At 67.2% G+C, this 21567-nt stretch carries 20 protein-coding genes and 1 riboswitch; of the genes, 12 read left to right on the forward strand and 8 right to left on the reverse strand.

Translation table 11 applies throughout. From position 1 onward, the window contains the following. Nucleotides 1-48 precede the first annotated feature (48 nt). The gene (metH, locus tag G474_RS0109405) at nt 49-3726 is read right to left on the reverse strand and encodes a methionine synthase (RefSeq protein WP_026686743.1); all 3678 of its coding nucleotides are present in this window, start codon (nt 3724-3726) and stop codon (nt 49-51) included. A gap of 70 nt (nt 3727-3796) precedes the next feature. After that, nucleotides 3797-3877: riboswitch (S-adenosyl-L-homocysteine riboswitch) on the reverse strand. 141 nt (nt 3878-4018) lie between these two features. On the opposite strand from metH, the gene G474_RS0109410 reads away from it, so the two are divergent. Beyond that, on the forward strand, nt 4019-4411 hold the full coding sequence (locus G474_RS0109410; protein WP_026686744.1) for a rhodanese-like domain-containing protein: 393 nt from the start codon (nt 4019-4021) through the stop codon (nt 4409-4411). 13 nt (nt 4412-4424) lie between these two features. Here the strand turns inward: G474_RS0109410 and G474_RS0109415 are convergent, their stop codons facing one another. Genes G474_RS0109415 through G474_RS0109425 form a run of 3 tightly spaced genes read right to left on the reverse strand, consistent with a single transcriptional unit; the run spans nt 4425 to nt 7384 of the window. After that, nucleotides 4425-5630: a multidrug effflux MFS transporter gene (locus G474_RS0109415; RefSeq protein WP_043463928.1), complete on the reverse strand. Its 1206-nt coding sequence runs from the start codon at nt 5628-5630 to the stop codon at nt 4425-4427. Next, entirely contained in the window at nt 5627-7135 is a 1509-nt protein-coding gene (locus G474_RS0109420) for a YifB family Mg chelatase-like AAA ATPase (RefSeq protein WP_026686746.1), read from the reverse strand. The genes G474_RS0109415 and G474_RS0109420 overlap by 4 nt, the downstream gene beginning before the upstream one ends. 6 nt (nt 7136-7141) lie before the next feature. Then, complete coding sequence (locus tag G474_RS0109425) at nt 7142-7384, reverse strand: accessory factor UbiK family protein (protein WP_026686747.1); 243 nt, start codon at nt 7382-7384, stop codon at nt 7142-7144. A 345-nt stretch (nt 7385-7729) separates the two neighbouring features. Here G474_RS0109425 and glnK point away from each other — a divergent pair, with 345 nt between their 5' ends. From glnK to G474_RS0109440, 3 genes are all read left to right on the forward strand, one after another. Then, complete coding sequence (gene glnK / locus G474_RS0109430) at nt 7730-8068, forward strand: P-II family nitrogen regulator (RefSeq protein ID WP_026686748.1); 339 nt, start codon at nt 7730-7732, stop codon at nt 8066-8068. A gap of 13 nt (nt 8069-8081) precedes the next feature. Beyond that, complete coding sequence (locus tag G474_RS0109435; protein WP_026686749.1) at nt 8082-9584, forward strand: ammonium transporter; 1503 nt, start codon at nt 8082-8084, stop codon at nt 9582-9584. Nucleotides 9585-9658: 74 nt separating this feature from the next. Next, entirely contained in the window at nt 9659-10423 is a 765-nt protein-coding gene (locus G474_RS0109440; RefSeq protein ID WP_026686750.1) for a metallophosphoesterase, read from the forward strand. A gap of 46 nt (nt 10424-10469) precedes the next feature. On the opposite strand, the gene purU is transcribed toward G474_RS0109440, so the two are convergent. Both purU and thrH read right to left on the reverse strand, forming a co-directional pair. Then, entirely contained in the window at nt 10470-11333 is an 864-nt protein-coding gene (gene purU / locus G474_RS0109445; RefSeq protein WP_026686751.1) for a formyltetrahydrofolate deformylase, read from the reverse strand. A gap of 77 nt (nt 11334-11410) precedes the next feature. Continuing rightward, the gene (thrH, locus tag G474_RS0109450) at nt 11411-12019 is read right to left on the reverse strand and encodes a bifunctional phosphoserine phosphatase/homoserine phosphotransferase ThrH (protein ID WP_026686752.1); all 609 of its coding nucleotides are present in this window, start codon (nt 12017-12019) and stop codon (nt 11411-11413) included. 108 nt (nt 12020-12127) lie between these two features. Between thrH and G474_RS0109455 the strand changes: the two genes are divergently transcribed. Then, entirely contained in the window at nt 12128-12358 is a 231-nt protein-coding gene (locus tag G474_RS0109455; protein ID WP_211228093.1) for a YqaE/Pmp3 family membrane protein, read from the forward strand. A gap of 34 nt (nt 12359-12392) precedes the next feature. On the opposite strand, the gene G474_RS0109460 is transcribed toward G474_RS0109455, so the two are convergent. Continuing rightward, nucleotides 12393-14306, reverse strand: coding sequence for an ATP-binding cassette domain-containing protein (locus G474_RS0109460; RefSeq protein WP_026686754.1), 1914 nt, complete (start codon nt 14304-14306; stop codon nt 12393-12395). A 96-nt stretch (nt 14307-14402) separates the two neighbouring features. On the opposite strand from G474_RS0109460, the gene G474_RS0109465 reads away from it, so the two are divergent. The 6 genes from G474_RS0109465 (at nt 14403) to G474_RS0109490 (ending at nt 20440) form a co-directional block, all read left to right on the forward strand. Then, entirely contained in the window at nt 14403-15608 is a 1206-nt protein-coding gene (locus tag G474_RS0109465) for an HD-GYP domain-containing protein (protein ID WP_026686755.1), read from the forward strand. Next, nucleotides 15572-16219, forward strand: coding sequence for a hypothetical protein (locus tag G474_RS0109470; RefSeq protein ID WP_026686756.1), 648 nt, complete (start codon nt 15572-15574; stop codon nt 16217-16219). Before G474_RS0109465 ends, G474_RS0109470 begins: the two co-directional genes overlap by 37 nt. A gap of 99 nt (nt 16220-16318) precedes the next feature. After that, nucleotides 16319-18079: a M61 family metallopeptidase gene (locus G474_RS0109475; protein WP_051282191.1), complete on the forward strand. Its 1761-nt coding sequence runs from the start codon at nt 16319-16321 to the stop codon at nt 18077-18079. Beyond that, nucleotides 18076-18447 carry a cupin domain-containing protein gene (locus G474_RS0109480; protein WP_026686758.1) on the forward strand — a complete coding sequence of 124 codons (372 nt, stop codon included), beginning with the start codon at nt 18076-18078 and terminating at the stop codon, nt 18445-18447. The genes G474_RS0109475 and G474_RS0109480 overlap by 4 nt, the downstream gene beginning before the upstream one ends. Further along, on the forward strand, nt 18444-19568 hold the full coding sequence (locus G474_RS0109485; RefSeq protein WP_026686759.1) for a response regulator: 1125 nt from the start codon (nt 18444-18446) through the stop codon (nt 19566-19568). The genes G474_RS0109480 and G474_RS0109485 overlap by 4 nt, the downstream gene beginning before the upstream one ends. Further along, nucleotides 19565-20440: an Hpt domain-containing protein gene (locus G474_RS0109490; RefSeq protein WP_026686760.1), complete on the forward strand. Its 876-nt coding sequence runs from the start codon at nt 19565-19567 to the stop codon at nt 20438-20440. Before G474_RS0109485 ends, G474_RS0109490 begins: the two co-directional genes overlap by 4 nt. 27 nt (nt 20441-20467) lie before the next feature. Here G474_RS0109490 and G474_RS0109495 read toward each other — a convergent pair whose 3' ends face one another. After that, a complete protein-coding gene (locus G474_RS0109495) occupies nt 20468-20821 on the reverse strand; it encodes a DUF1840 domain-containing protein (RefSeq protein ID WP_026686761.1) in 354 nt (117 codons plus the stop codon). A 96-nt stretch (nt 20822-20917) separates the two neighbouring features. On the opposite strand from G474_RS0109495, the gene G474_RS0109500 reads away from it, so the two are divergent. Then, entirely contained in the window at nt 20918-21565 is a 648-nt protein-coding gene (locus G474_RS0109500) for a class I SAM-dependent methyltransferase (RefSeq protein ID WP_043463931.1), read from the forward strand. The last annotated feature ends 2 nt before the right edge of the window (nt 21566-21567 follow it).

The raw sequence follows: 21567 nt of genomic DNA on the forward strand, positions 1-21567 counted from the left end.
CCGGAGACGGGGCCCTGTGCATGTTCCCGAGTGCTCAGGTCCTGCTCATCAGAGCAGGGGAGCCAGCCAGCGCCGGGCTTCGTCCAGGGACATGGCCGAGCGCCGGGCCCAGTCCTCCAGCTGGTCCTCGCCGATCTTGGGAATGGCGAAGTATTTTGCTTCCGGGTGGCCGATGTAGAAGCCGGCCACGGAAGCGGCAGGGGTCATGGCGCAGGATTCGGTCAGCCCCATGCCGATGCGGGGCTCGGCTTCCAGCAAACGGAACAGCTCCCGTTTGGCCGTGTGGTCCGGGCAGGCCGGATAACCCGGGGCCGGGCGGATGCCGGCGTAGCGCTCGGCGATCAGGGCCTCGTTGTCCAGGGCTTCAGCGTTCGCATAACCCCAGTAGCGGCGCCGCACTTCCCGGTGCAGCCATTCGGCGGCGGCCTCGGCGAAGCGGTCGGCCAGGGCCTTCAGCATGATGGCGTTGTAGTCGTCATGGGCGGCCTCGAAAGCCTTGACCCGCCCTTCTATGCCCAGCCCGGCCGTGACGGCAAAGGCGCCGGCCCAGTCGGCAATGCCGCTTTCCCGGCTCGCCACGAAATCCGCCAGGGCCAGGTTCTGGCGACCCTGGGGCTGTTTGTGCTGCTGACGCAGACCGAGCCAGCGGCCCTTCTCCTGACTGCGGCTTGCATCGGTGTAGAACACCAGATCGTCCCCGTCCCGGGCGGCGGGCCAGAGGGCAAAGACGCCCCGGGCTTCCAGCCAGTTCTCGCTGACGATCTTCTCCAGCATGGCCCGGGCATCCGCGTAAAGCTGGCGGGCGGTTTCCCCCACCACGTCGTTATCCAGGATGGCCGGGAAGCGGCCGGCCAGGTCCCAGCTCTGGAAGAAGGGGCTCCAGTCGAACACCTCGGCCAGCTGGGCCAGATCGAAGCGGATTTCATGGAGGCCCGGCTCCCGGGGGGCCTGGGGATGGAACTCCGTGTTCCACGTGAAACCGTTGGCCCGGGCTTCAGCCAGGCTGACCAGGGTGGCGCCCTTGCGGCCCGCATGCTCCTGGCGCACGGCTTCGTACTCGCTGGCCAGTTCTTCCCGGTAGGCGACTTGCTGGTCTTCCGAGAGCAGGCGGGTGACCACGCCCACGGCCCGGGAGGCGTCGGGCACATAGACCACGGTGCCCTCATAGTTGGGGGCAATCTTGATGGCGGTATGGGCCCGGCTGGTGGTGGCGCCGCCGATGAGCAGGGGCACGTTGAAGCCCTGGCGCTGCATCTCCGCCGCCACGTGGCTCATTTCTTCCAGGGAAGGGGTGATCAGGCCGGAGAGGCCGATGGCCTGGGCGCCGTGTTCCTTGGCGGCATGCAGGATCTTTTCGGTGGGCACCATCACCCCCAGGTCCACCACGTCGTAGCCGTTGCAGCCCAGCACCACGCCGACGATGTTCTTGCCGATGTCGTGCACGTCGCCCTTGACCGTGGCAATGACGATCTTGCCCTTGGAGGAGGCGCCGGTACGCGCCTTCTCTTCCTCGATGTAGGGAATGAGGTGGGCCACGGCCTGCTTCATCACCCGGGCGGACTTCACCACCTGGGGCAGGAACATCTTGCCGGCGCCGAAGAGGTCGCCCACGGTGTTCATGCCGTTCATCAGGGGGCCTTCGATGACGGCCAGGGGCGGCTTGCCGGCGGCAGCCAGGGCGGCCCGCACTTCCTCGGTGTCGGCCACCACGAATTCGGTGATGCCCTTGACCAGGGCGTGCTCCAGGCGCTTGTCCACCGGCAGCTGCCGCCAGGAAAGGTCGGGGCCTGTGTCCTTGGCCTTGCCTTCCTTCACCGTCTGGGCGAACTCAACTAATGCCTCGCCCGCACCCGGATGACGGTTCAGCACCACGTCTTCCACCTTCTGCCGCAGTTTCGGTTCCAGGTCGTCGTACACGCCGAGCATGCCGGCATTGACGATGCCCATGGTCATGCCGGCCTGGATGGCGTGGTAGAGGAAGACGGTGTGGATGGCTTCCCGCACCGGGTCGTTGCCGCGGAAGGAGAAGGAGACGTTGGAGACGCCACCGGAAATCTGGGCGTGGGGCAGATTTTCACGAATCCAGCGGGTGGCGTTGATGAAGTCCACCGCGTAGTTGTCGTGCTCCTCGATGCCCGTGGCGATGGCGAAGATGTTGGGGTCGAAAATGATGTCCTGGGCCGGGAAACCGATACCGACCAGCAGGTCGTAGGCCCGCTTGCAGATCTCGGTCTTGCGCGCGTAGGTGTCGGCCTGGCCCTTCTCGTCGAAGGCCATGACGATGACGGCGGCGCCGTAGCGGCGGGCCAGCTTGGCCTGCTCCAGGAACTTGGCCTCCCCTTCCTTCATGGAAATGGAGTTCACGATGCCCTTGCCCTGGATGCACTTGAGGCCGGTCTCGATCACCTCCCACTTGGAGGAGTCGAGCATGATGGGCACCCGGGAAATATCCGGTTCCGAGGCGATCAGCTTGAGGAACTTCTCCATGGCGGCCACGGAATCCAGCATGGCCTCGTCCATGTTGATGTCGATGACCTGGGCGCCGTTTTCCACCTGCTGCCGGGCCACGGCCAGGGCGTCGTCGTAGCGCCCTTCCAGGATCATGCGGGCGAAGGCCTTGGAGCCGGTGACGTTGGTGCGCTCGCCCACGTTCACATAGAGGCTGTCGGGGCCCACGTTGAAGGGTTCCAGGCCGGAGAGGCGCAGCTGGGGCTCGATCGCCGGAATGGCCCGGGGGGCGATGCCGGCCACCATCTTGGCGATGGCGGCGATGTGGTCCGGCGAGGTGCCGCAGCAGCCGCCGACGATGTTCACGAAGCCGTGCCTGGCCCAGTCGGCGATTTCCTCGGCCAGCTGCTCCGGGGTCTCGTCGTAGCCGCCGAAGGCGTTGGGCAGGCCGGCGTTGGGGTGGGCGGAGACGAAGCAGTCGCACACCCGGGACAGCTCCTCCACGTACTGGCGCAGTTCCTTGGCGCCGAGGGCACAGTTGAGGCCGAAGGAGAGGGGCTTGATGTGGTTCAGCGAGTTCCAGAAGGCCTCGGCGGTCTGGCCCGAGAGGGTGCGGCCGGAGGCGTCGGTGATGGTGCCGGAGATCATCACCGGCCAGCGGCGGCCGGCCCGGTCAAAGAAGGTCTCGATGGCGAACAGGGCGGCCTTGGCGTTCAAGGTGTCGAACACCGTCTCCACCAGCAGGATGTCGGCGCCGCCTTCCACCAGGCCGGTGATGGCTTCGAAATAGGTGGCCACCAGGGCGTCGAAAGTGACGTTCCGGTAGCTGGGATCATTCACGTCCGGGGAGATGGAGGCGGTGCGGCTGGTGGGGCCGAGCACCCCGGCCACGAAGCGGGGCTTGGCCGGGTTCCGGGCGGTGAATTCGTCGCAGGCCAGACGGGCCAGGCGGGCGCCCTCGAAGTTCAGCTCATAGACCACTTCCGTCAGGTTGTAGTCGGCCTGGGAAATGGCTGTGGCGTTGAAGGTGTTGGTTTCCAGGATGTCGGCGCCGGCCGCCAGGTACTGGCTGTGGATTTCCCGGATCACCTCGGGCCGGGTGAGCAGCAACAGGTCGTTGTTGCCTTTCAGGTCGTGGGGATGATCGTGGAAGCGCTCGCCCCGGTAGTCGGCTTCGTTCAGCCCGTAGCGCTGGATCATGGTGCCCATGGCGCCGTCCAGGATCAGGAGGCGCTGCTGGAGCAGGGACTGGAGTTCGGATGTGCGATCGGGCTGCATGGACTACCTCGGCGAATGTCAGTACAGGGCCGGGGCGCCGCAAAAAAGCGAACGGCGCCACAAACCCGGGGGTTCGCGAGCGCCGTTGATGATTGCCGAGCCTGGCCCGCGTACCGGAAAAACCGGACGGGTCGCAGCGCTCCTCGGCAGGGGCGCAAGTTTACTTTCAGGTGGCGGAACTGCCAAGTCCAAAGTTATATAAAACAGGCGCTTCCGTCCATTTTCCGGAAAAGCTTCGTGTAAGTATTCTGTAATATGCTGCAACACCCCAACGCCGGACGTATTGCCCATCATGAAACAATTACAGCCCCGGGAGGCCCACGCCTACCTGAAGGACAACCCCGAAGCCCTGTTCATCGACTGCCGCAGCGAGATGGAATTCCTTTTTGTCGGTCACCCCCAGGGGGCCACCCATGTACCCTGGAATGACGGGCCCGACTGGGAGGTGAATCCCCATTTCGTGGCCGACGTGAAGAAATTGGCGGGTAACGGCCTGGAGCGGCCGGTGGTGGTGATCTGCCGCAGCGGCCAGCGCTCCTTCCTGGCCGGGGAGGCCCTGGAAGCCGCTGGCTTCGTGGAAGTGGTGAACGTGGTGCATGGCTTCGAAGGGGAGCTGGACGAACAGCACCACCGCAGCAGCCGTTCCGGCTGGCGCTTTGACGGTCTGCCCTGGGAACAGTCCTGAGCCGGACTTGAGATCAGCGCCGTTCCTGGCGCAGGTGCGTCCAGATCATCAAGGCGCCCAGGGAACCCAGTCCCGCCATGCCCAGGGCCAGCCCCAGGCGGCTGTGCCACAGGGCCGGGGCCACGAAGGCGGCGATACAGGCGCTCACCAGGGTCTGCAGAAAACTCTGGCAGGAAGCTGCCATGCCCCGGTTGTCCGGAAACAGGTCCAGGGCCCGCAGGGTGATGGTGGGCATGGCCAGTGACATGCCCAGGGTGTAGCCGGCCAGGGGCAGCACGGCAGCCAGGCGCGCGCCGGGCAGGAAGCCGGACACCAGCAGATTGCCCAGGGCCGCCAGGGCCATCAGGCAAAAGGCGGTGAGCAGGGTGCGGGGCTGGCTCCAGCGGCCGGCCACCCGGCCCGAGAGCCAGGCGCCGCTCATCATGCCGGCCATGGCGGGCAGGAACAGCCAGTGGAATTCGGTGGCGGCCAGCCCCAGGTGTTCCCGGATGAAGACCGGGGCCGACAGCACATAGACGAAGAATCCCCCGAAGAAGGTGCCTATGCCGGCCGAAGCGGCCACGAAACCCCCATGTCCCAGGACCCGCAGGTAATTGCGCAGCAGGGGCAGGGGGGCCAGGGGTTGCCGTCGTTCCGGGGCCAGACTTTCGGGCAGATGGCGCCAGCACAGGCCGGCCAGCAGCAGGGCGCCCAGGGCGAGAAAGGCGAAGATGGCGCGCCAGCCGGCCAGGCCCAGGAGCCAGCCGCCTATCATGGGGGCGACGGCCGGGGCCACGGCGAACATGATGGCGATGTGGGAGATCAGGCGCTGGGCTGCCGGCCCCTGGTAAAGATCCCGCACCATGGCCCGGCTCACCACCATGCCGGCCCCGGCCGACAGCCCCTGCAGGCAGCGCATCAGCCAGAGTACCTCGATGCTGCCGGCCAGGGCGCAGCCCAGGGAGGCCAGGGCGTAGACGGCGAGGCCGGCCAGGATCACCCGGCGCCGGCCGAAGCTGTCGGACAGGGCCCCGTGCCACAGGGTCATGAGCCCGAAGGTGAACAGGTAGACGGACAGGGTCTGCTGGATCTGCAGGCTGTCCGCCCCCAGGGCGGCGCCCATTTCCGGAAAGGCCGGCAGATAGGTGTCGATGCTGAACGGGCCCACGGCGGCCAGGGCCGCGAGCAGCATGGTGAGGCCCAGGCTGGCCCGGGGCGGATGGGGCGTTTGGGGATTCATGGATTTTCGTTGAAGGGGCGGCGGTACTGGAGGGCTTCCGCCAGATGCAGTTTTTCCACCCGGGGGCTGCCGGCCAGGTCGGCAATGGTGCGCGCCACCTTGAGGACCCGGTGCCAGGAGCGGGCCGAGAGATCCAGGCGGGCCGCCGCCTGCTGCAGCAGGCCCAGGGCTTCCCCCGTGGCCTCGGCCCGGGATTCCACCTGGCCTGGCTCCAGGCGGGCATTGCAGCAGCCCTGGCGCTGCTGCTGCAGGGCCAGGGCTGCTTCCACCCGGGGCCGGACGCTGGCCGAGCTCTCGCCGCCCCCGGCCCGGGCCAGGGTGTCCGCGTCCAGGGCCGGCACCTCGATGAGCAGGTCCATGCGGTCCAGGATGGGCCCGGAGATGCGGCTCCGGTAGCGGCGGATCTGGTCCGGGGTACAGCGGCAGCGGCCGTTGGGATGGCCCTGCCAGCCGCAGGGGCAGGGGTTCATGGCCGCCACCAGCTGGAAGCGGGCGGGAAAGGTGGCATGGCGGGCGGCCCGGGCGATGTGGATTTCCCCCCGTTCCAGGGGCTCCCGCAGGCTCTCCAGGACCTTGCGGTCAAATTCGGGAAATTCGTCCAGGAACAGGATGCCCTGGGTGGCGAGGCTGATTTCCCCGGGCCGGGGCGGACTGCCGCCACCTACCAGGGCCACGGCCGAAGCGGTGGCGTGGGGGGCCCGGTAGGGCCGCTGGCGGAAGCAGCCGGGGTCGAAGCGCCCGGCCAGGGAGAGCACGGCGGCCGATTCCCGGGCAGCTGCATCGTCCAGGGGCGGCAGCAGGCCGGGCAGGCGGGCGGCGAGCATGGACTTGCCGGAACCCGGCGGGCCGTAGAGCAGCAGGGAGTGGCCCCCTGCCGCCGCGATTTCCAGCACCCGCCGGGCCTGGGCCTGGCCTTTGACGTCGGCCAGATCCGGTGGGGTGGTGGCCGGGCTCAGGGGCAGGGGCGTGCCCTCCTGGAGTTCCCCCTGGCCTCGCAGCCAGGCGCAGACTTCCAGCAGGGAACGGGCGCCAAGCACCTGGCCCTGGCCCGTCAGGGCGGCTTCGTCGACACTGGCCTGGGGCAGGATGAAACTGCTGGCGGCCTGGGGGCCGGAGGTGGCGGCCAGCACCATGGCGAAGGCCCCCCGCAGGGGCTGCAGGGCGCCGGAGAGGGAAAGCTCCCCGGCGAATTCATGGGCCGGGAGCGCCTGGGCGGGAATCTGCCCGGAGGCGGCCAGGATGCCCAGGGCCATGGGCAGGTCGTAGCGGCCCGATTCCTTGGGCAGGTCGGCCGGGGCCAGGTTGACGGTGATGCGGCGCTGGGGAAATTCGAAGCCGGAATTGACGATGGCGGCCCGGACCCGGTCCCGGGCTTCCTTGACCTCCGTATCCGGCAGGCCCACCAGGGTGAAGCTGGGCAAGCCGGCCGCCAGGTGCACTTCCACCTGCACCCGCGGTGCCTGCAGCCCGTCCAGGCCGCGACACCAGAGGCTGGCCAGGGCCATGGAAGGTCAGTCTTCCCGCTGGGCCTTTTCCAGGGTTTCCAGCCGTGCTTCCAGGGCCTGGAGTTTTTCCCGGGTGCGGGCCAGGACCTGGGCCTGGATGTCGAACTCTTCCCGGGTCACCAGATCCATCTTGGTAAAGAAGCTGCCCATCAGGGCCCGCACATTCTTTTCCACATCCTTGGCCGGGCTGGCGGCGATCAGGGCGCTGATCTTGTTGCTGAAGTCTTCGAGAACCTTGGGATCGAACATGGGGTCTGCCCTCCTCTAATCAGGCCCGAGTTTACCGTGAAAGTCGGGCCTGGGGCGTGGGGAAGCGGATGCGGGCCTGGCCTGATCCGTGCCGGCTGCACCGGAGGGTGCCGGCCGTTCGATATGGTGCGCCACCCCGGAGGGGCGCACCGCAGTGGTGCAAAGCCCTTTTGCGGGTTCCCGACCTATCTGCTAAACCTATGATTAAAAGCGGTTTCTGCTTCTGGCACAGTCTCTGCTATTGCTGTGCTGCAAGATTCTTTTCAATGCTTTACAGCAGTTTCGCTTCCGTTCCGGCCGGAGGGGGCGAAAGGAAAAAGCAATTTTTTAGCGAGGAAACTACCCATGAAATTCGTAACCGCCATCATCAAGCCGTTCAAGCTTGACGAAGTGCGTGAAGCCCTGTCCGCCATCGGCGTGCAAGGCATCACCGTTACCGAGGTTAAGGGCTTCGGCCGGCAAAAGGGGCACACGGAGCTGTATCGCGGCGCCGAGTACGTGGTCGATTTTCTGCCCAAGGTGAAAATCGAGGCTGCCATCAAGAACGAGCTGCTGGACCAGGTCATCGAGGCCATCGAAAAGTCCGCCAGCACCGGCAAGATCGGCGACGGCAAGATCTTCGTCTCCGATCTGGAACAGGTCATCCGTATCCGCACCGGTGAAACCGGTGAAGACGCCCTCTAAGGAGAGTCCCATCATGAAACGACTGTTTGCACTCCTCGCGCTCCTGGGCGCCGTCACCCTGGGCGCCCCCGCCTGGGCTGAAGAAGCCAAGCCGGCCGAGCCTGTTGTCGAAGCTGCGGCGGCCCCCGCTGCCGCCCCGGTTGCGGCTCCCGAAGTTGCCGCTCCTGCCGCCGCCGAGACTCCTGCTGCGGCCGCCCCGGCCCCCGTGCTGAGCAAGGTGGATAACGCCTGGGTGATGGTCTGCGCCGCCCTGGTGATCCTGATGTCCATCCCCGGCCTGGCCCTGTTCTACGGCGGCCTGGTCCGTTCCAAGAACATGCTGTCGGTGCTCATGCAGGTCTTCGTGACCTTCAGCCTGATCAGCGTGCTCTGGGTGGTCTACGGCTACTCCATGGCCTTCACGGAAGGCAACGCCTTCTTCGGGACCCTGGACAAGCTGTTCCTCAAAGGCGTGACGGTCGATTCCCTGGGGGCCACCTTCTCCAAGGGCATCTACACCTCCGAGTTCGCCTTCGTGATCTTCCAGGGCGCTTTCGCGGCCATTACCTGCGGCCTGATCGTGGGGGCCTTTGCCGAACGCATCCGCTTCTCCGCCGTGCTGCTGTTCATGGTGATCTGGTTCACCTTCTCCTACCTGCCCATGGCACACATGGTCTGGTACTGGGCCGGTCCTGATGCCTATGTGGATGCCGCCGCCGCCGAAGCTGCTGGTGCGACTGCTGGCTTCCTGTTCCAGAAGGGCGCCCTGGACTTCGCCGGTGGCACCGTGGTGCACATCAACGCCGCTGTTGCCGGTCTGGTGGGTGCCTTCCTGGTGGGCAAGCGTATCGGTTACGGCCGTGAATCCATGGCCCCCCACAGCCTGACCTTCACCATGATCGGTGCTTCCCTGCTGTGGTTCGGCTGGTTCGGTTTCAACGCCGGCTCCTCCCTGGAAGCCAACGGCGTGGCCGCCAGCGCCATGGTCACCACCTGGGTTGCCACTGCCTGCGCCACCCTCTCCTGGATGCTGGCCGAATGGATGCTGAAGGGTAAGCCCTCCATGCTGGGTGCCGCTTCCGGCGCCGTGGCCGGCCTGGTGGCCATCACCCCCGCTGCCGGTTTCGTGGGTGTGATCGGTGCCATCGTGATCGGCCTGCTGGCTGGCGTGGTCTGCCTGTGGGGCGTCAATGGCCTGAAGCGGATGCTGGGTGCCGATGACTCCCTGGACGTGTTCGGTGTGCATGGCGTGGGGGGCATCCTGGGTGCCGTCCTGACCGGCGTGTTCGCCGACCCCGCTCTGGGTGGCTCCGGTGTCTGGGACTACGTGGCCAACAAGGTTGCCGACGGCTACTCCATCGGTGCCCAGGTCATGGTGCAGCTCACCGGTGTGGGCCTGACGATCGTCTGGTCTGCCGTGGTCGCCGTCGTGGCCTTCAAGCTGGTGGATCTGTTCGTGGGCCTGCGGGTGCCGGAAGAAGAAGAACGGGAAGGTCTGGACGTCACCTCCCACGGCGAAACCGCCTACCACCACTAAGCCACAATCTTCTCTCTCCTTTGGGCGCCCTTGTGGCGCCCTTTTTTTGTCCACTGCCGGGTTAAGATGGCGGCATGTGGATCGCTCATTTTTCCGACCTGCACCTGACCCGGGAGGGCCAGGCCCTGTACGGGCAGGTGGATACCCGTGCCGCCTTCCTGGCCGCCCTGGCCCGGCTGCGGGACCTGCCCCTGTCCGTGGAACTGCTGCTGATCAGCGGCGATCTGGCCGAGGGGGGCGAGGCGGAGGCCTATCTTTTCCTGCGCCAGGCCCTGGCGGATCTGCCGGTGCCGGTGGCGCTGCTGCCGGGCAACCATGATTGCCGTGCCACCCTGGGCCGGGGGTTTCCCGAGCAGTTCGCCGCCTGGCAGGGTCCGGTGCTGCGGCTGCCCCTGTCCCAGGGTTCTCTGCTGCTGCTCGACAGCTCGGTGCCCGGGCGGGAGTGGGGCCAGGTGGATGCTTCCACCCTTGCTGCCTTGGAGGCTGCTGCCGGCGGGCCGCTCCTGGTAGCCATGCACCATCCGCCCTTTCCCGTGGGGATTCCCGGCATGGATGCCATCGCCTGCCGGGGCAGCCTGGAAGCCTTCGGCCAGTGGCTGGCCGGCGCCGCCGAAGGCCTGCTCTGCGGGCATGTGCACCGCCAGGTGGCGACCCAGTTTCACGGTGTGCCGGCCCGGGTGGCACCTTCGCCGGCCCATCAGATTGCCCTGGGGCCCAGAGCCCTGGCCTATACCCTGGAGCCCGGCGGGTTCCTGCTGCACGACTGGCAGCCCGGCCGGCATCTGCTCACCCACTGGCTGCCGGTCCAGGCCGCGCCGCTACATTTCTACCCGGAATGAAAAACGCCGGGTCAGGCCCGGCGTTGTCTGGCGGGAGGCCGGGGCCTCAGCGGAACACCACGGTCTTGTTGCCATGCACCAGCACCCGGTCTTCCAGGTGGTAGCGCAGGCCCCGGGCCAGCACGGTCTTCTCGATGTCCTTGCCGTAGCGCACCATGTCCTCGGGGGAGTCCGAGTGGTCGATGCGGATCACGTCCTGGTCGATGATGGGCCCCTGATCCAGGTCGGCGGTGACGTAGTGGCAGGTGGCGCCGATCAGCTTCACGCCCCGTTCGTAGGCCTGGTGATAGGGCTTGGCGCCGACGAAGCTGGGCAGGAAGCTGTGGTGGATGTTGAGGATGCGGCGCGGGTAGGCAGCGCACAGTTCCGGCGACAGGATCTGCATGTAGCGGGCCAGCACCATGCAGTCGCCGCGCACGTCCTCGAAGATGCGCTGCACTTCCGCGTAGGCGGCGCTCTTGTTGTCCGCCGTCACCGGCACGTGGTGGAAGGGAATGCCGTGCCATTCCACGAAGCCCCGGAAGGTGTCGTGGTTGGAAATGACGCAGGGAATCTCGATGTCCAGTTCCTTGGACTGCCAGCGGGCCAGCAGGTCGTAGAGGCAGTGTTCCTGCTTGGAGACCAGGACCACCACCCGCTTCTTCACGGCGCTGTCGTTGATCTGCCAGTCCATCTGCAGGGGTTCGGCGATGGCGCTGCGGAAACGCTCCCGGAACTCGGCCAGCAGGAAGGGCAGGGAATCGGCCTTGATCTCCAGACGCATGAAGTACTGCCCGGTGACGGCATCGGCGTGGTAGCTGGATTCGAGAATCCAGCCCCCGTGCTCGGCAATGAAACCGGAGACCTTGGCGATGATCCCCACCTGGTCTGGGCAGGAGGCGGAAAGGGTATAGAAGCGGCTGCGGTGCATTTAGGGTCAGTCGAGAGTGGAGAGTGGGGAGTCGAGAGCGGGGGACGCGGAGCCTCGCCCTCGACGGCCAAAGCCCATCAGGCTTTGGCGAAGGCCTTGTCGATTTCGGCGCGCAGGGCGGCGTAGTCCCGGGTGACCGGGAACTGGGGGAATTCCCGGATCACGTTCTCGGGGGGGTGGAACAAGATGCCCCCGTGGGCTTCGCCCAGCATGGCGGTATCGTTGTAGGAATCGCCAGCAGCCACCACCTTGAAGTTCAGTTCCTTGAAGCGTTGCACGGCTTCCTGCTTCTGGTTCGACATGCGCAGGTGGTAATTGACCAGGAAGCCCTGGGCATCGGCTTCCAGACTGTGGCAGAACAGGGTGGGCCAGCCCAGCTGGCGCATCAGGGGATGGGCGAATTCGTAGAAGGTGTCGGAGAGGATGATTACCTGGTAGGTTTCCCGCAGACCGTCCACGAACTCCCGGGCACCGGGCATGGGTCCCATCTCGGCGATCACTTTCTGGATGTCGGGCAGGCCCAGCTTCTTTTCCCGCAGCAGGTTGAGGCGGAAGGTCATGAGCTTGTCGTAATCGGGCTCATCCCGGGTGGTGCGGCGCAGTTCCGGAATACCGGTGCGCTCGGCGAATTCGATCCAGATTTCCGGTACCAGCACACCTTCCAGGTCAAGACAGACGATACGCACGACAAACTCCCTGTAATCAGACAAATAAAGGCGGGATTCTACCCGATTTGCACGAAATTCCGGGACTATGGGGATCACATGCCATGGCTAGTTTTTGCAAAGTGCTTTATGCTGAACGACTATTTTTTTGCTCAAAAGGAATGGGTCATGCGCCTTCTGCTCGCCATCTTTCTTCCCTTCATGGCGTTTTTCACCATTGGCCGGCCAGTTGCAGGCATTTTCTGCCTGATTTTGCAGCTCACCTTGATAGGCTGGTTGCCTGCAGCCATTTGGGCGGTGTACTCCCTGGGGCAGTACAAGACCGATAAGAAAATTGAAAAGGCTCTGGCAGCTCGCTAGCAGCTTTCTCGGGCTTTAGCCCTGGTAGTGCATTTCAGCGTTCCGGCGCTGGCAGGGCCTCCAGGGCTTCGTGCACTTCCAGCCAGCGCAGTTCGGCCGCTTCCAGGGTTTCCCGCAGCTCGCTCTGGCGCCGGGTGAGCTGTTCCAGGCGCTGCCGGTCGGCGCCCGGGGCGTAGAGGGCCGGGTCGGCCAGGGTGGTTTCCAGGGTTTCCGCTTCCTCCCCCAGCACCGCCAGCTGCTTGTCCAGCTGCTCCAGCTCCTTCACCAGGGGGCGGCGCTGGCGCAGCAGTTCCTGGCGGGCGGCGGCTTCCTCCTCCCGCTTCTGCTTGCGCTCGGCCTTCTGTTCCTGGACCGAGGCTTCCGGTACCTTTTCGGCGGCCCGGCAGGCGGCCAGCCAGCCGGCGTAATCGTCCAGGTCCCCGTCGAACAGGCTGGCCCGGCCGTCATTGACCAGCCACAGCTCGTCGGCCACGGTGCGCAGCAGGTGCCGGTCGTGGGAGACCAGCACCACGCCGCCTTCGTATTCCTGCAGGGCGAAACAGATGGCCTCGCGCATCTCCAGGTCCAGGTGGTTGGTGGGCTCGTCCAGGAGCAGCAGGTTGGGCTGGTGGCGGATCAGGAGGGCCAGGGCCAGGCGGGATTTCTCGCCGCCGGAGAAGGGGCCCACGGGCCGGGTGGCCATGTCGCCGCGGAAATCGAAACCGCCCAGGTAGTCGCGCAGGGCCTGTTCCGGGGTTTCCGGTTCCTGGCGCTGCAGGTGCTGCAGGGGTGATTCGTCCGGACGCAGCTGTTCCAGCTGGTGCTGGGCGAAGTAGCCGATGGCGAGGGCCTTGGCTTCCTTGCGCTCCCCCGCCAGGAGGGGAATTTCCCCGGCCAGGAGCTTGATCAGGGTGGATTTGCCCGCGCCGTTACGCCCCAGGAGGCCGATGCGGCAGCCGGGACGCAGAGTCATTTCCAGCTTCTGCAGCAGGGGCCGGCCGTTGTAGCCGGCCTCGCCCTGGTGCACCACCAGCAGGGGGTCGGGCAGGTTGGCCGGGGTGCGGAAACTGAAATTGAAGGGGGAATCCACGTGGGCGGCGGCCACCACCTCCATCCGGGCCAGGGCCTTGACCCGGCTCTGGGCCTGGCGGGCCTTGGTGGCCTTGGCCTTGAAGCGGTCGATGAACTTCTGCAGGTGGGCGATCTGGCGCTGCTGGGCTTCGAAGGTGGATTGCTGCACCGCCAGGCGGGCGGCCCGGGCGTTTTCGTAGTCGGAATAGCCGCCCGTGTACAGGGTCAGGCGCTGCTGTTCGATGGCCATGATGTGGCCCACCACCGCGTCCAGGAAATCCCGGTCGTGGGAAATCAGGATCAGGGTGCTGGGGGTGTTCTTGAGCCAGGCCTCCAGCCACAGCACCGCATCCAGGTCCAGGTGGTTGGTAGGTTCGTCCAGGAGCAGCAGGTCGGCCCGGCAGGACAGGGCCCGGGCCAGGTTGAGGCGCACCCGCCAGCCGCCGGAAAATTCCGCCACGGGCCTGTGGAAATCCGCGTCCGCAAAGCCCAGGCCGTGCAGCACCTCGGCAGCCCGGGCCTTGGCCGCGTAGCCGCCGATGTCCCCGTAGCGGGCATGCAGCTGGCCGATCAGTTCCCCGTCCCCGGCGGCTTCGGCGGCGGCGATTTCCCGCTCCAGGCGGCGCAGCTCCGTATCCCCGTCCAGGACGAAATCCAGGGCCCCGTCGGGCAGGGCCGGCGTCTCCTGGCTGACCCGGGCCAGGGACCAGTTGGGGGGCATGAACAGGTCGCCGTTTTCCGCGTGCAGCTCCCCGGCCAGCAGGGCGAACAGGCTGGATTTGCCGGCGCCGTTGGCACCCACCAGGCCTACCCGCCAGCCCGGGTGGATCTGCAGGTCCGCCCCTTCGATCAGGGGGTTGCCGGCGCGGGCGAGGGTCAGTTGTTTCAGGGCGATCATGGTCGAACGGGTGCGGGGGGAAGCGGCGGATTATAGTCCGGCCATGGGCTATCATAGGACTCCGGTATCGACGCCCAGCGCCCCAGGCCTTCCCCGATGATCAAGAAGATATCCGTCGCAGACCTGATTCCCGGCATGTACATCCACGATCTCAACTGCGGCTGGATGGATCATCCCTTCCTGACCAACAGCTTCGCCGTCGAGGACGAGGAGAAGGTGGCGAAGATCCGCGCCCAGGGCATCCGGGAGCTCTACATCGACACGGAGCGGGGGCTGGACGTGGCCCACGCCCCCACCCGGGAGGAGGTCCAGGCGGAATTGCAGCAGCGCATGGTGGACATCGCCACCCGACAGCCGGAAAAGCCCCGCCAGACGGCCCTGGCGGAGGAGGCGCCCCGGGCCCGCAAGCTGCATACGGAAGCCAACCGCATCGTCCGCCACCTGCTCAGCGACATCCGCCTGGGGGCCCAGATCGAGCTGGATAAAGTGGAACCCCTGGTGGAAACCATGGTGGATTCCATCTTCGCCAACCAGAACGCCCTCCTGCCCCTGGCCGGCCTGAAGCAGCATGACAGCTACACCTTCGAACACTCGGTCAGCGTCTGCGCCCTGATGGTGGCCTTTTCCCGGGGGTTGGAGCTGCCCCGCGAGACGATCCGGGAAATCGCTCTGGGGGCCCTGCTACACGACGTGGGCAAGGCCAGGGTGCCGGAAGCCATCCTCAACAAGCCGGCCCGGCTCACCGAAGCCGAGTTCACCCAGATGAAGAACCATGTGGTGCAGAGCATCATCCTGCTGCAGCACACGGAGGGGGTTTCCCCCACGGCCCTGCAGGTGGCCGGCCAGCACCATGAGCGCTACGATGGCAGCGGCTACCCCAACGGCCTCCTGGGGGATGGCATCTCCCTCTACGGCCAGATGGCTGCCATCGTGGATGTCTACGACGCCATCTCTTCGGACCGGGTGTACCACAAGGGCATGCCGCCCTCGGAAGCCCTGAAGAAGCTCCTGGAGTGGAGCAGCCACCACTTCGAGCCCCGGCTGGTGCACAACTTCATCCGCGCCATCGGCATCTACCCCACCGGTTCCCTGGTGCGTCTGGAGAGCGGCCGTCTGGCCGTGGTGCGGGAGCAGAACGAGCATGATCTGCTGCATCCGGTGGTGCAGGTGATTTACCATGGGGGCCAGCACCATTACCTGCCCCCGGAAACCGTCGATCTGGCCAGAAGCCAGGACCGGGTGGTGGGCCACGAGGATTTCAGCAAATGGAACATCGACCCAAGACCCTGGCTATCCCCCTGAGCCTTCTGCTCGGGCTGCTCCTGCCCCAGCTTGCCCTGGCCGACGCATCCCGGCTCGGACCGGAAGGCGCCGCCACCCTGGCCCGGGGCCAGGCCCTGCAGCAGCAGGCTGCCGAACTGCGGCAGCAGGCCGACCGGATTCTGGCCGAGGAAGAGCAGGCCTGCGCCAGCCGGCTGCTGGTCAATGACTGTCGCAACCAGGCCAAGGCCCGGCACCTGGAGCAGGTGCAGGAAGCCCGGCGCCTGGACGCCGAAGGCCGGGAGCTGGAATACCAGGCCCGGGTCGAGGAACGGGACCTGAAACAGCAGCAGCGGGATGCGGATGCGGCCAGCCAGGCCGAGGAGCTGGCCCGGCGCCAGAAGCTGCGGGATGCGGAGCAGCAGGAACGGGAAGCCCTGCGCCAGCGGCGTCTGGCGGAAAAGGAAGCCAAGGCGGCCGAAGGGGAGCGCAAGGCGGCCGAACGGCGCGCCCGGCAGGAAAAGAAACAGGCCGACCACGCCCGCCGGGTGGCGGAGAAGGAAGCCCGGGGCCCCCGCTCGAGCAAGACGCCGGCCCCCGCCGCCCCTGGGGCGGACGCCCCGCCCTTACCCGCAGACCCGCGTCAGCCCTGAGGGCCCCGGGTAAAATCGGGCCTTCCCGCCGGCGCCGCGCCGGCCAGCCCCTCAGGCACGCATATCCTCGACCCTTCTCTTTCGGACTTTCTGCGCCCCATGTCGTCCTCCGTTGCCTACCATCTCTGCCCCCGGCACCCCGAAGCCCATCTGTTCGACGTGTGTTGCGAGGTCAGGCAGCCGCACCCGGAGGGGCAGGTGTTCACCCTGCCTGCCTGGATTCCCGGCAGCTACATGATCCGGGAGTTCGCCCGCCACATCGTCAGCATCCGGGCCGAAGCCAACGGCCGGCCCGTGACTCTGGAAAAACTGGACAAGGCCAGCTGGCGGGCCGCCCCCTGTCAGGGCCCCCTGACCGTGAGCTACCAGGTCTATGCCTGGGATCTCTCGGTGCGGGCCGCCCATCTGGACCGCAGCCACGCCTTCTGCAACGGCACCAGCCTGTTCCTGCGCCCCCGGGGGCTGGAACAGCTGCCCTGCCAGGTGCACATCGAACCGCCGCCGGGGGAGGACTACCAGGACTGGCAGCTGGCCACCTCCCTGCCCCGGGACGGGGCTGCCCCCTGGGGATTCGGCCGCTACCGGGCCGACAGCTACGAGGACCTGGTGGATCACCCCATGGAGATGGGCCGCTTCGAGCGGGTGGATTTCAGCGTCTGTGGCGTACCCCACCATCTGGTGCTCACCGGCCAGTCCCGTTTCCACCGGGAGCGCCTGGCCCGGGACCTGGAAACCCTGTGCTGCTGGCAGATGGAACTGTACGGTCCGCCCCGGCTGGAGGAGCCCTACCTGTTCCTGGTCATGGCCGTGGGCTCCGGCTACGGGGGGCTGGAGCACCGCAGTTCCACCGCCCTGATCTGCGACCGCAGCGACCTGCCGCCGCCGGGGCTGGCCGACGGGGACTACCCGGAAGGCTACGTGCGCTTCCTGGGGCTGTGCAGCCATGAGTATTTCCACCGCTGGAACGTGAAGCGCATCCGTCCGGCGGCCTTCCTGGACCAGGACCTGGGCAGCGAGGCCTATACCCGGCTGCTGTGGCTGTTCGAAGGCTTCACTTCCTACTACGACGACCTGTGCTTGGTGCGGTCCGGGGTGATTTCCGAAACCGCCTACCTGGGCCTGCTGGGCAAGACCCTGACCCAGGTCCAGAAGGGGCCCGGGCGCCGGGTCCAGAGCCTGGCCGACTCTTCCTTCGACGCCTGGATCAAGTACTACCGCCAGGACGAGAACACCCCCAATGCCGTGGTCAGCTACTACACCAAGGGCGCCCTGGTGGCCCTGTGCCTGGACCTGGCCCTGCGCCACGGCAGCGGCGGGACCTGCAGTCTGGACACCCTGATGCAGGAACTGTGGCGGGATTGCGGCGCCGGCCGGGGTCTGGAGGAGGAGGAAATCTTTGCCCGGGTGGCGGCCCTGGGCGGCCCGGCCCTGGGGCGCTGGCTGCGGGCTGCGGTGAGCGGTACCGAAGAGCTGCCCCTGGCCCGGCACCTGGGCCGCTTCGGCGTCCGCCTAGACTGGGAGGCGGAAACCCGCCTGCCCTGGCTGGGGCTGCGCCTGGGCAGCGAAACCGGCGAAGCCCGGGTGAGCCATGTGCTGTCCGGCTCCCCCGCCGAGCAGGCCGGGCTGGCGGCGGGGGACATCCTGGTGGCCCTGGGCGGCGGCCGGGTCACCCGGCAGAACCTGGACACCCTGCTGGCGGGCCTGACGCCCGGGGAGCCGGTCAGCTGCCACTACTTCCGCCACGACCTGCTCGCCGTCACCCCCCTGGTGCCCCAGGCGCCGCCGGCGGAAAAAGCCGTGCTGACGCCGCTCCGGGGCGGTGCCGCCCGGCGCCGGGCCTGGCTGGGGAGCCCGGCATGACGGCCATCATCCATTTCTCCACGGCCCAGGCCGAAGCCAGCCTGGACCATCCCCGCCCGGAGCGGCTGCTCTCGGCCCACAACCCGGCCCGCCTGACCCGCAATTTCTACACCCACGCCAGCGGCGCCCTGAGTGCCGGGGAGTGGTGCTGCGAACCCGGGCGCTGGCGTATTGCCTTTGCCGCCGGCAAGGCGGAATATTTCCATGTCCTGGAAGGACGGCTGAGCATAGCGGATGAATCCGGCCTGGCCGTGCATTTCCGGGCCGGGGAGGGCGGGGTGATACCCGCCGGCTTCACCGGGGTATTCACCGTGCACGAGGCAGTGCGCAAGCACTACGTGGTATTCGAACTGGGAGACGCGCAATGACGGCCCGCATCGCCATAGTGGAAGACGATCCCGTCCTGGGGCTCCTGCTCCAGGAACTGCTGGCGGAATCCCATGCCCCGGCCCTGTTTGCCGACGGTGAAGCCTTCCTGGCAGCCCCGGGGCCCTGGGATCTGGTGCTGCTCGACATCGAGATGCCGGGACTGGATGGCTACGAGACCTGCCGCCGCCTGCGGGCCGGGTTCGAGCACGCCGACGTGCCGGTGATGTTCGTCTCCATCCACGACACCCCGGAAGCCCGCATTGCCGCCTACAAGGCCGGGGGCGACGATTTTCTGTTGAAGCCGGTGGCCGATGACGAGCTGCGTCACAAGGTGGAGCTGATCCTGCGCCAGCAGCGGCGTCAGCAGGACCTGGCGGCCATGTCCAGCGCTGCCCAGCAAGCCGCCTTTTCCGCCATGTCCACCATGGGGGAGCTGGGCGCGGTGCTGGAATTCATGCGCGCCAGCTTTGCCTGCAACGACTATGACAGCCTGGCCCGGGCCCTGATCCAGTCCATGGGGGCCTACGGCCTGCGGGGCGGCGTGCAGGTGCGGGGGGCGGCGGGCTGCGTCAGCCTCACCAACGACGGGGAGCCCGGGCGGCCCCTGGAAGTCTCCATCCTGGAAAACATGCGCCACATGGGCCGCATCGTGGAGTTCCGCTCCCGGGCCGTGCTCAACTACGAACATGCCTCCCTGCTGGTGCAGAACCTGCCCCTGGACGACCCGGACAAGGTGGGGCGCCTGCGCGACCACCTGGCTCTGCTGGTGGAAGCGGCCGATGCCCGGGTGGCCGGCCTCGATGCTGCGGCGACCCTCAACCGGCAGCAGCATGGCATCGAGCACGTGCTGGGGGGCATCCGCGACTCGGCCCAGCAGCTCACCCGCTTTCTCGGCCGCAACCGGGAACAGACCCGCAGCATCATGCTCGATCTCATGGCCCAGCTGGAACACGCCTTTGCGGTCCTGGGCCTGACCCCGGAGCAGGAGGCCATGATCGCCGAGAAGGTGCAGCTGGCCACCAGCGAGGCCCTGGAACTGTTCGACGAAGCCGAGGACATTGAGGCGGACCTGTCCGATGTGGTGGAAAAACTGGAAACCCTGGCCCGGAGCGCCCCATGAACGAAGCCCTGCCCCTGCTGGATACGGAAGCCGCCCTGGGCCGCATTCGCGGCAAGACCGACCTGTACCGCCGCCTGCTGGAGCAGGCCGAGCCCCATCGCCAGGCCGGCACCCTGGCCCTGACGGCCCGGGCGGAGGCCGACTGGCCCGGACTGCTCCAGATCGGGCACCGGCTGGCCGGCGTGGCGGCTTCCCTGGGGGCCGTACGGTTGGCCGCCGCGGCCCGGGAGCTGGAGCAGCTGGCTGGCGCGGGAGACCCGGGCGAGGCGCCCCTGGCGGCCTTCGTCCAGACCCTGGAGCAGACCTTTGCCGCCATCGACGCCCATCTGGGCCGGCAGCTGGCGCCCTGCTGCACCGGGGAACCCTGGTGCCAGGTGCGTCAGACCGTGCAGATGCTGGAACTGGCGGCAGCCCAGATACATGTGGCCATGCGTGACAGCAACCTGTCCGTGGAAGCCCTGATGGGGGCCTTCGGCACCATGGCGGAGCGGCTGCAGCGGCTGGAATCCCGGCTCCAGGCCAGTGCCGGGGACGAGGCCCTGGGGGCGGAAATGCATCAGGTGAGCAGCGCCATGGACGAAGCCCTGGTGGCCCTGCAGTTCTACGACCGCCTGGCGCAGCGGCTGGAACACGTGGAACACGGCCTGGACCACCTGGCGGCCCTGTTGGCCGATGCCGGGCAGCGGGGTGCGCTCCAGGCCTGGGAGGCGCTGCAGGAGGAAATCCGCAGCCGTTACACCACCGAGGAGGAGCGCATCATGTTCGCTTCGGTGATGGGGGGCATGTCCGTGGCCGAGGCCGTGGCCCACTACAAGGACACCGTGCTGACCCGGACCGGCAACGACGGCCGGGCCGAGGTGGAACTGTTCTGAGTCTGGCCTGGCGGGGTTTGCCGCCGTTCAGGCCCGGGGATCGGTTGCGAAATCGGCGGCGGCTTCCCAGAGGATGCGGCTTTCCTTCCGGGCGGCGGCCGTGCGCCGCAGCATGTTGATCAGGGGCCAGGCCCGCTGCTTCAGGCCCACCGGGCGGGCCATGGGCGGAATCTCCGCTTCTTCTTCCTCATCGGGCAGCTGTTCCCCGGCGCTGCCCTGTTCCACGTGACGTTCCAGGGCTTGTGCCGCCAGCAGCATTTCCCCCTGGGTGATCACGCCCCGGGCCAGGCATTCCTTGCCCATGGCCTGGAGCAGGGGACGGGCCACGTCGGCCATCATCACCATTTCCCCGGTCTCGCTGGATATGAATTTCACCAACATGGTCTGCCCTCCTGAAGTAAGCATGTGAGTGTAGGTGATTCCCTTGAAGCTTGCCGGACCCTGATGCAGAATGGCCCACTATGCTTGGGGGGAGGCATGATGGATCCACATTTCAATAATAATTTCGTACCCGTGGTCGCCGATGAGCTGGAGCAATTGATCCTGCAGGAGATTGCCCGGCGGGTGCGGGTCAGTGCTGCGCCGCAGGTCCTGGACCTGCCCGCCGGGGATGGCCGCCACGCGGCGGCCATGGCCCGCCTGGGGGCCCAGGTGCTGGCTGCGGATCAGGCCGGGCGGGAGGCCAGCGTGCGCGGCCGGGCCCTGGCCGAGGGGCTGGCAGACCAGGTGGATTTCCTGGCCTGCGAACTGGGCGGCGGGCGTCTGCCGGAAGGACCCTTCGACCTGGTGTTCTGCCATCACGGTATTCACCGCCTGCCCTACCCGGAAGCCCGCCAGGTGGTGCGCGCCCTGCTCCGTTCCCTGCGCATCGGCGGCAAGCTCTTCATCTCCGCCTACGGCCTGCACTCCGCCCTGGGCGAGGGCTACGCGGACTACGAGCAGGAGGTGGAGCAGCGCTTCGCCCATCTGGCACCGGCCCAGGCCCGCTGTTACAACATCGACGGCCCCGTCTGTCTCTATACCGAACGCAACCTGGTGACCCTGCTGTTCGAAGCCGGCGGCAGCGTGCTGCGCAGCTTCACCTCCACCCACGGCACCGTCAAGAGCGTGGCCGTGCGGGTCTGAAC

This window comes from Azovibrio restrictus DSM 23866, assembly GCF_000429665.1.
In the GTDB taxonomy this organism is placed as follows: domain Bacteria; phylum Pseudomonadota; class Gammaproteobacteria; order Burkholderiales; family Rhodocyclaceae; genus Azovibrio; species Azovibrio restrictus.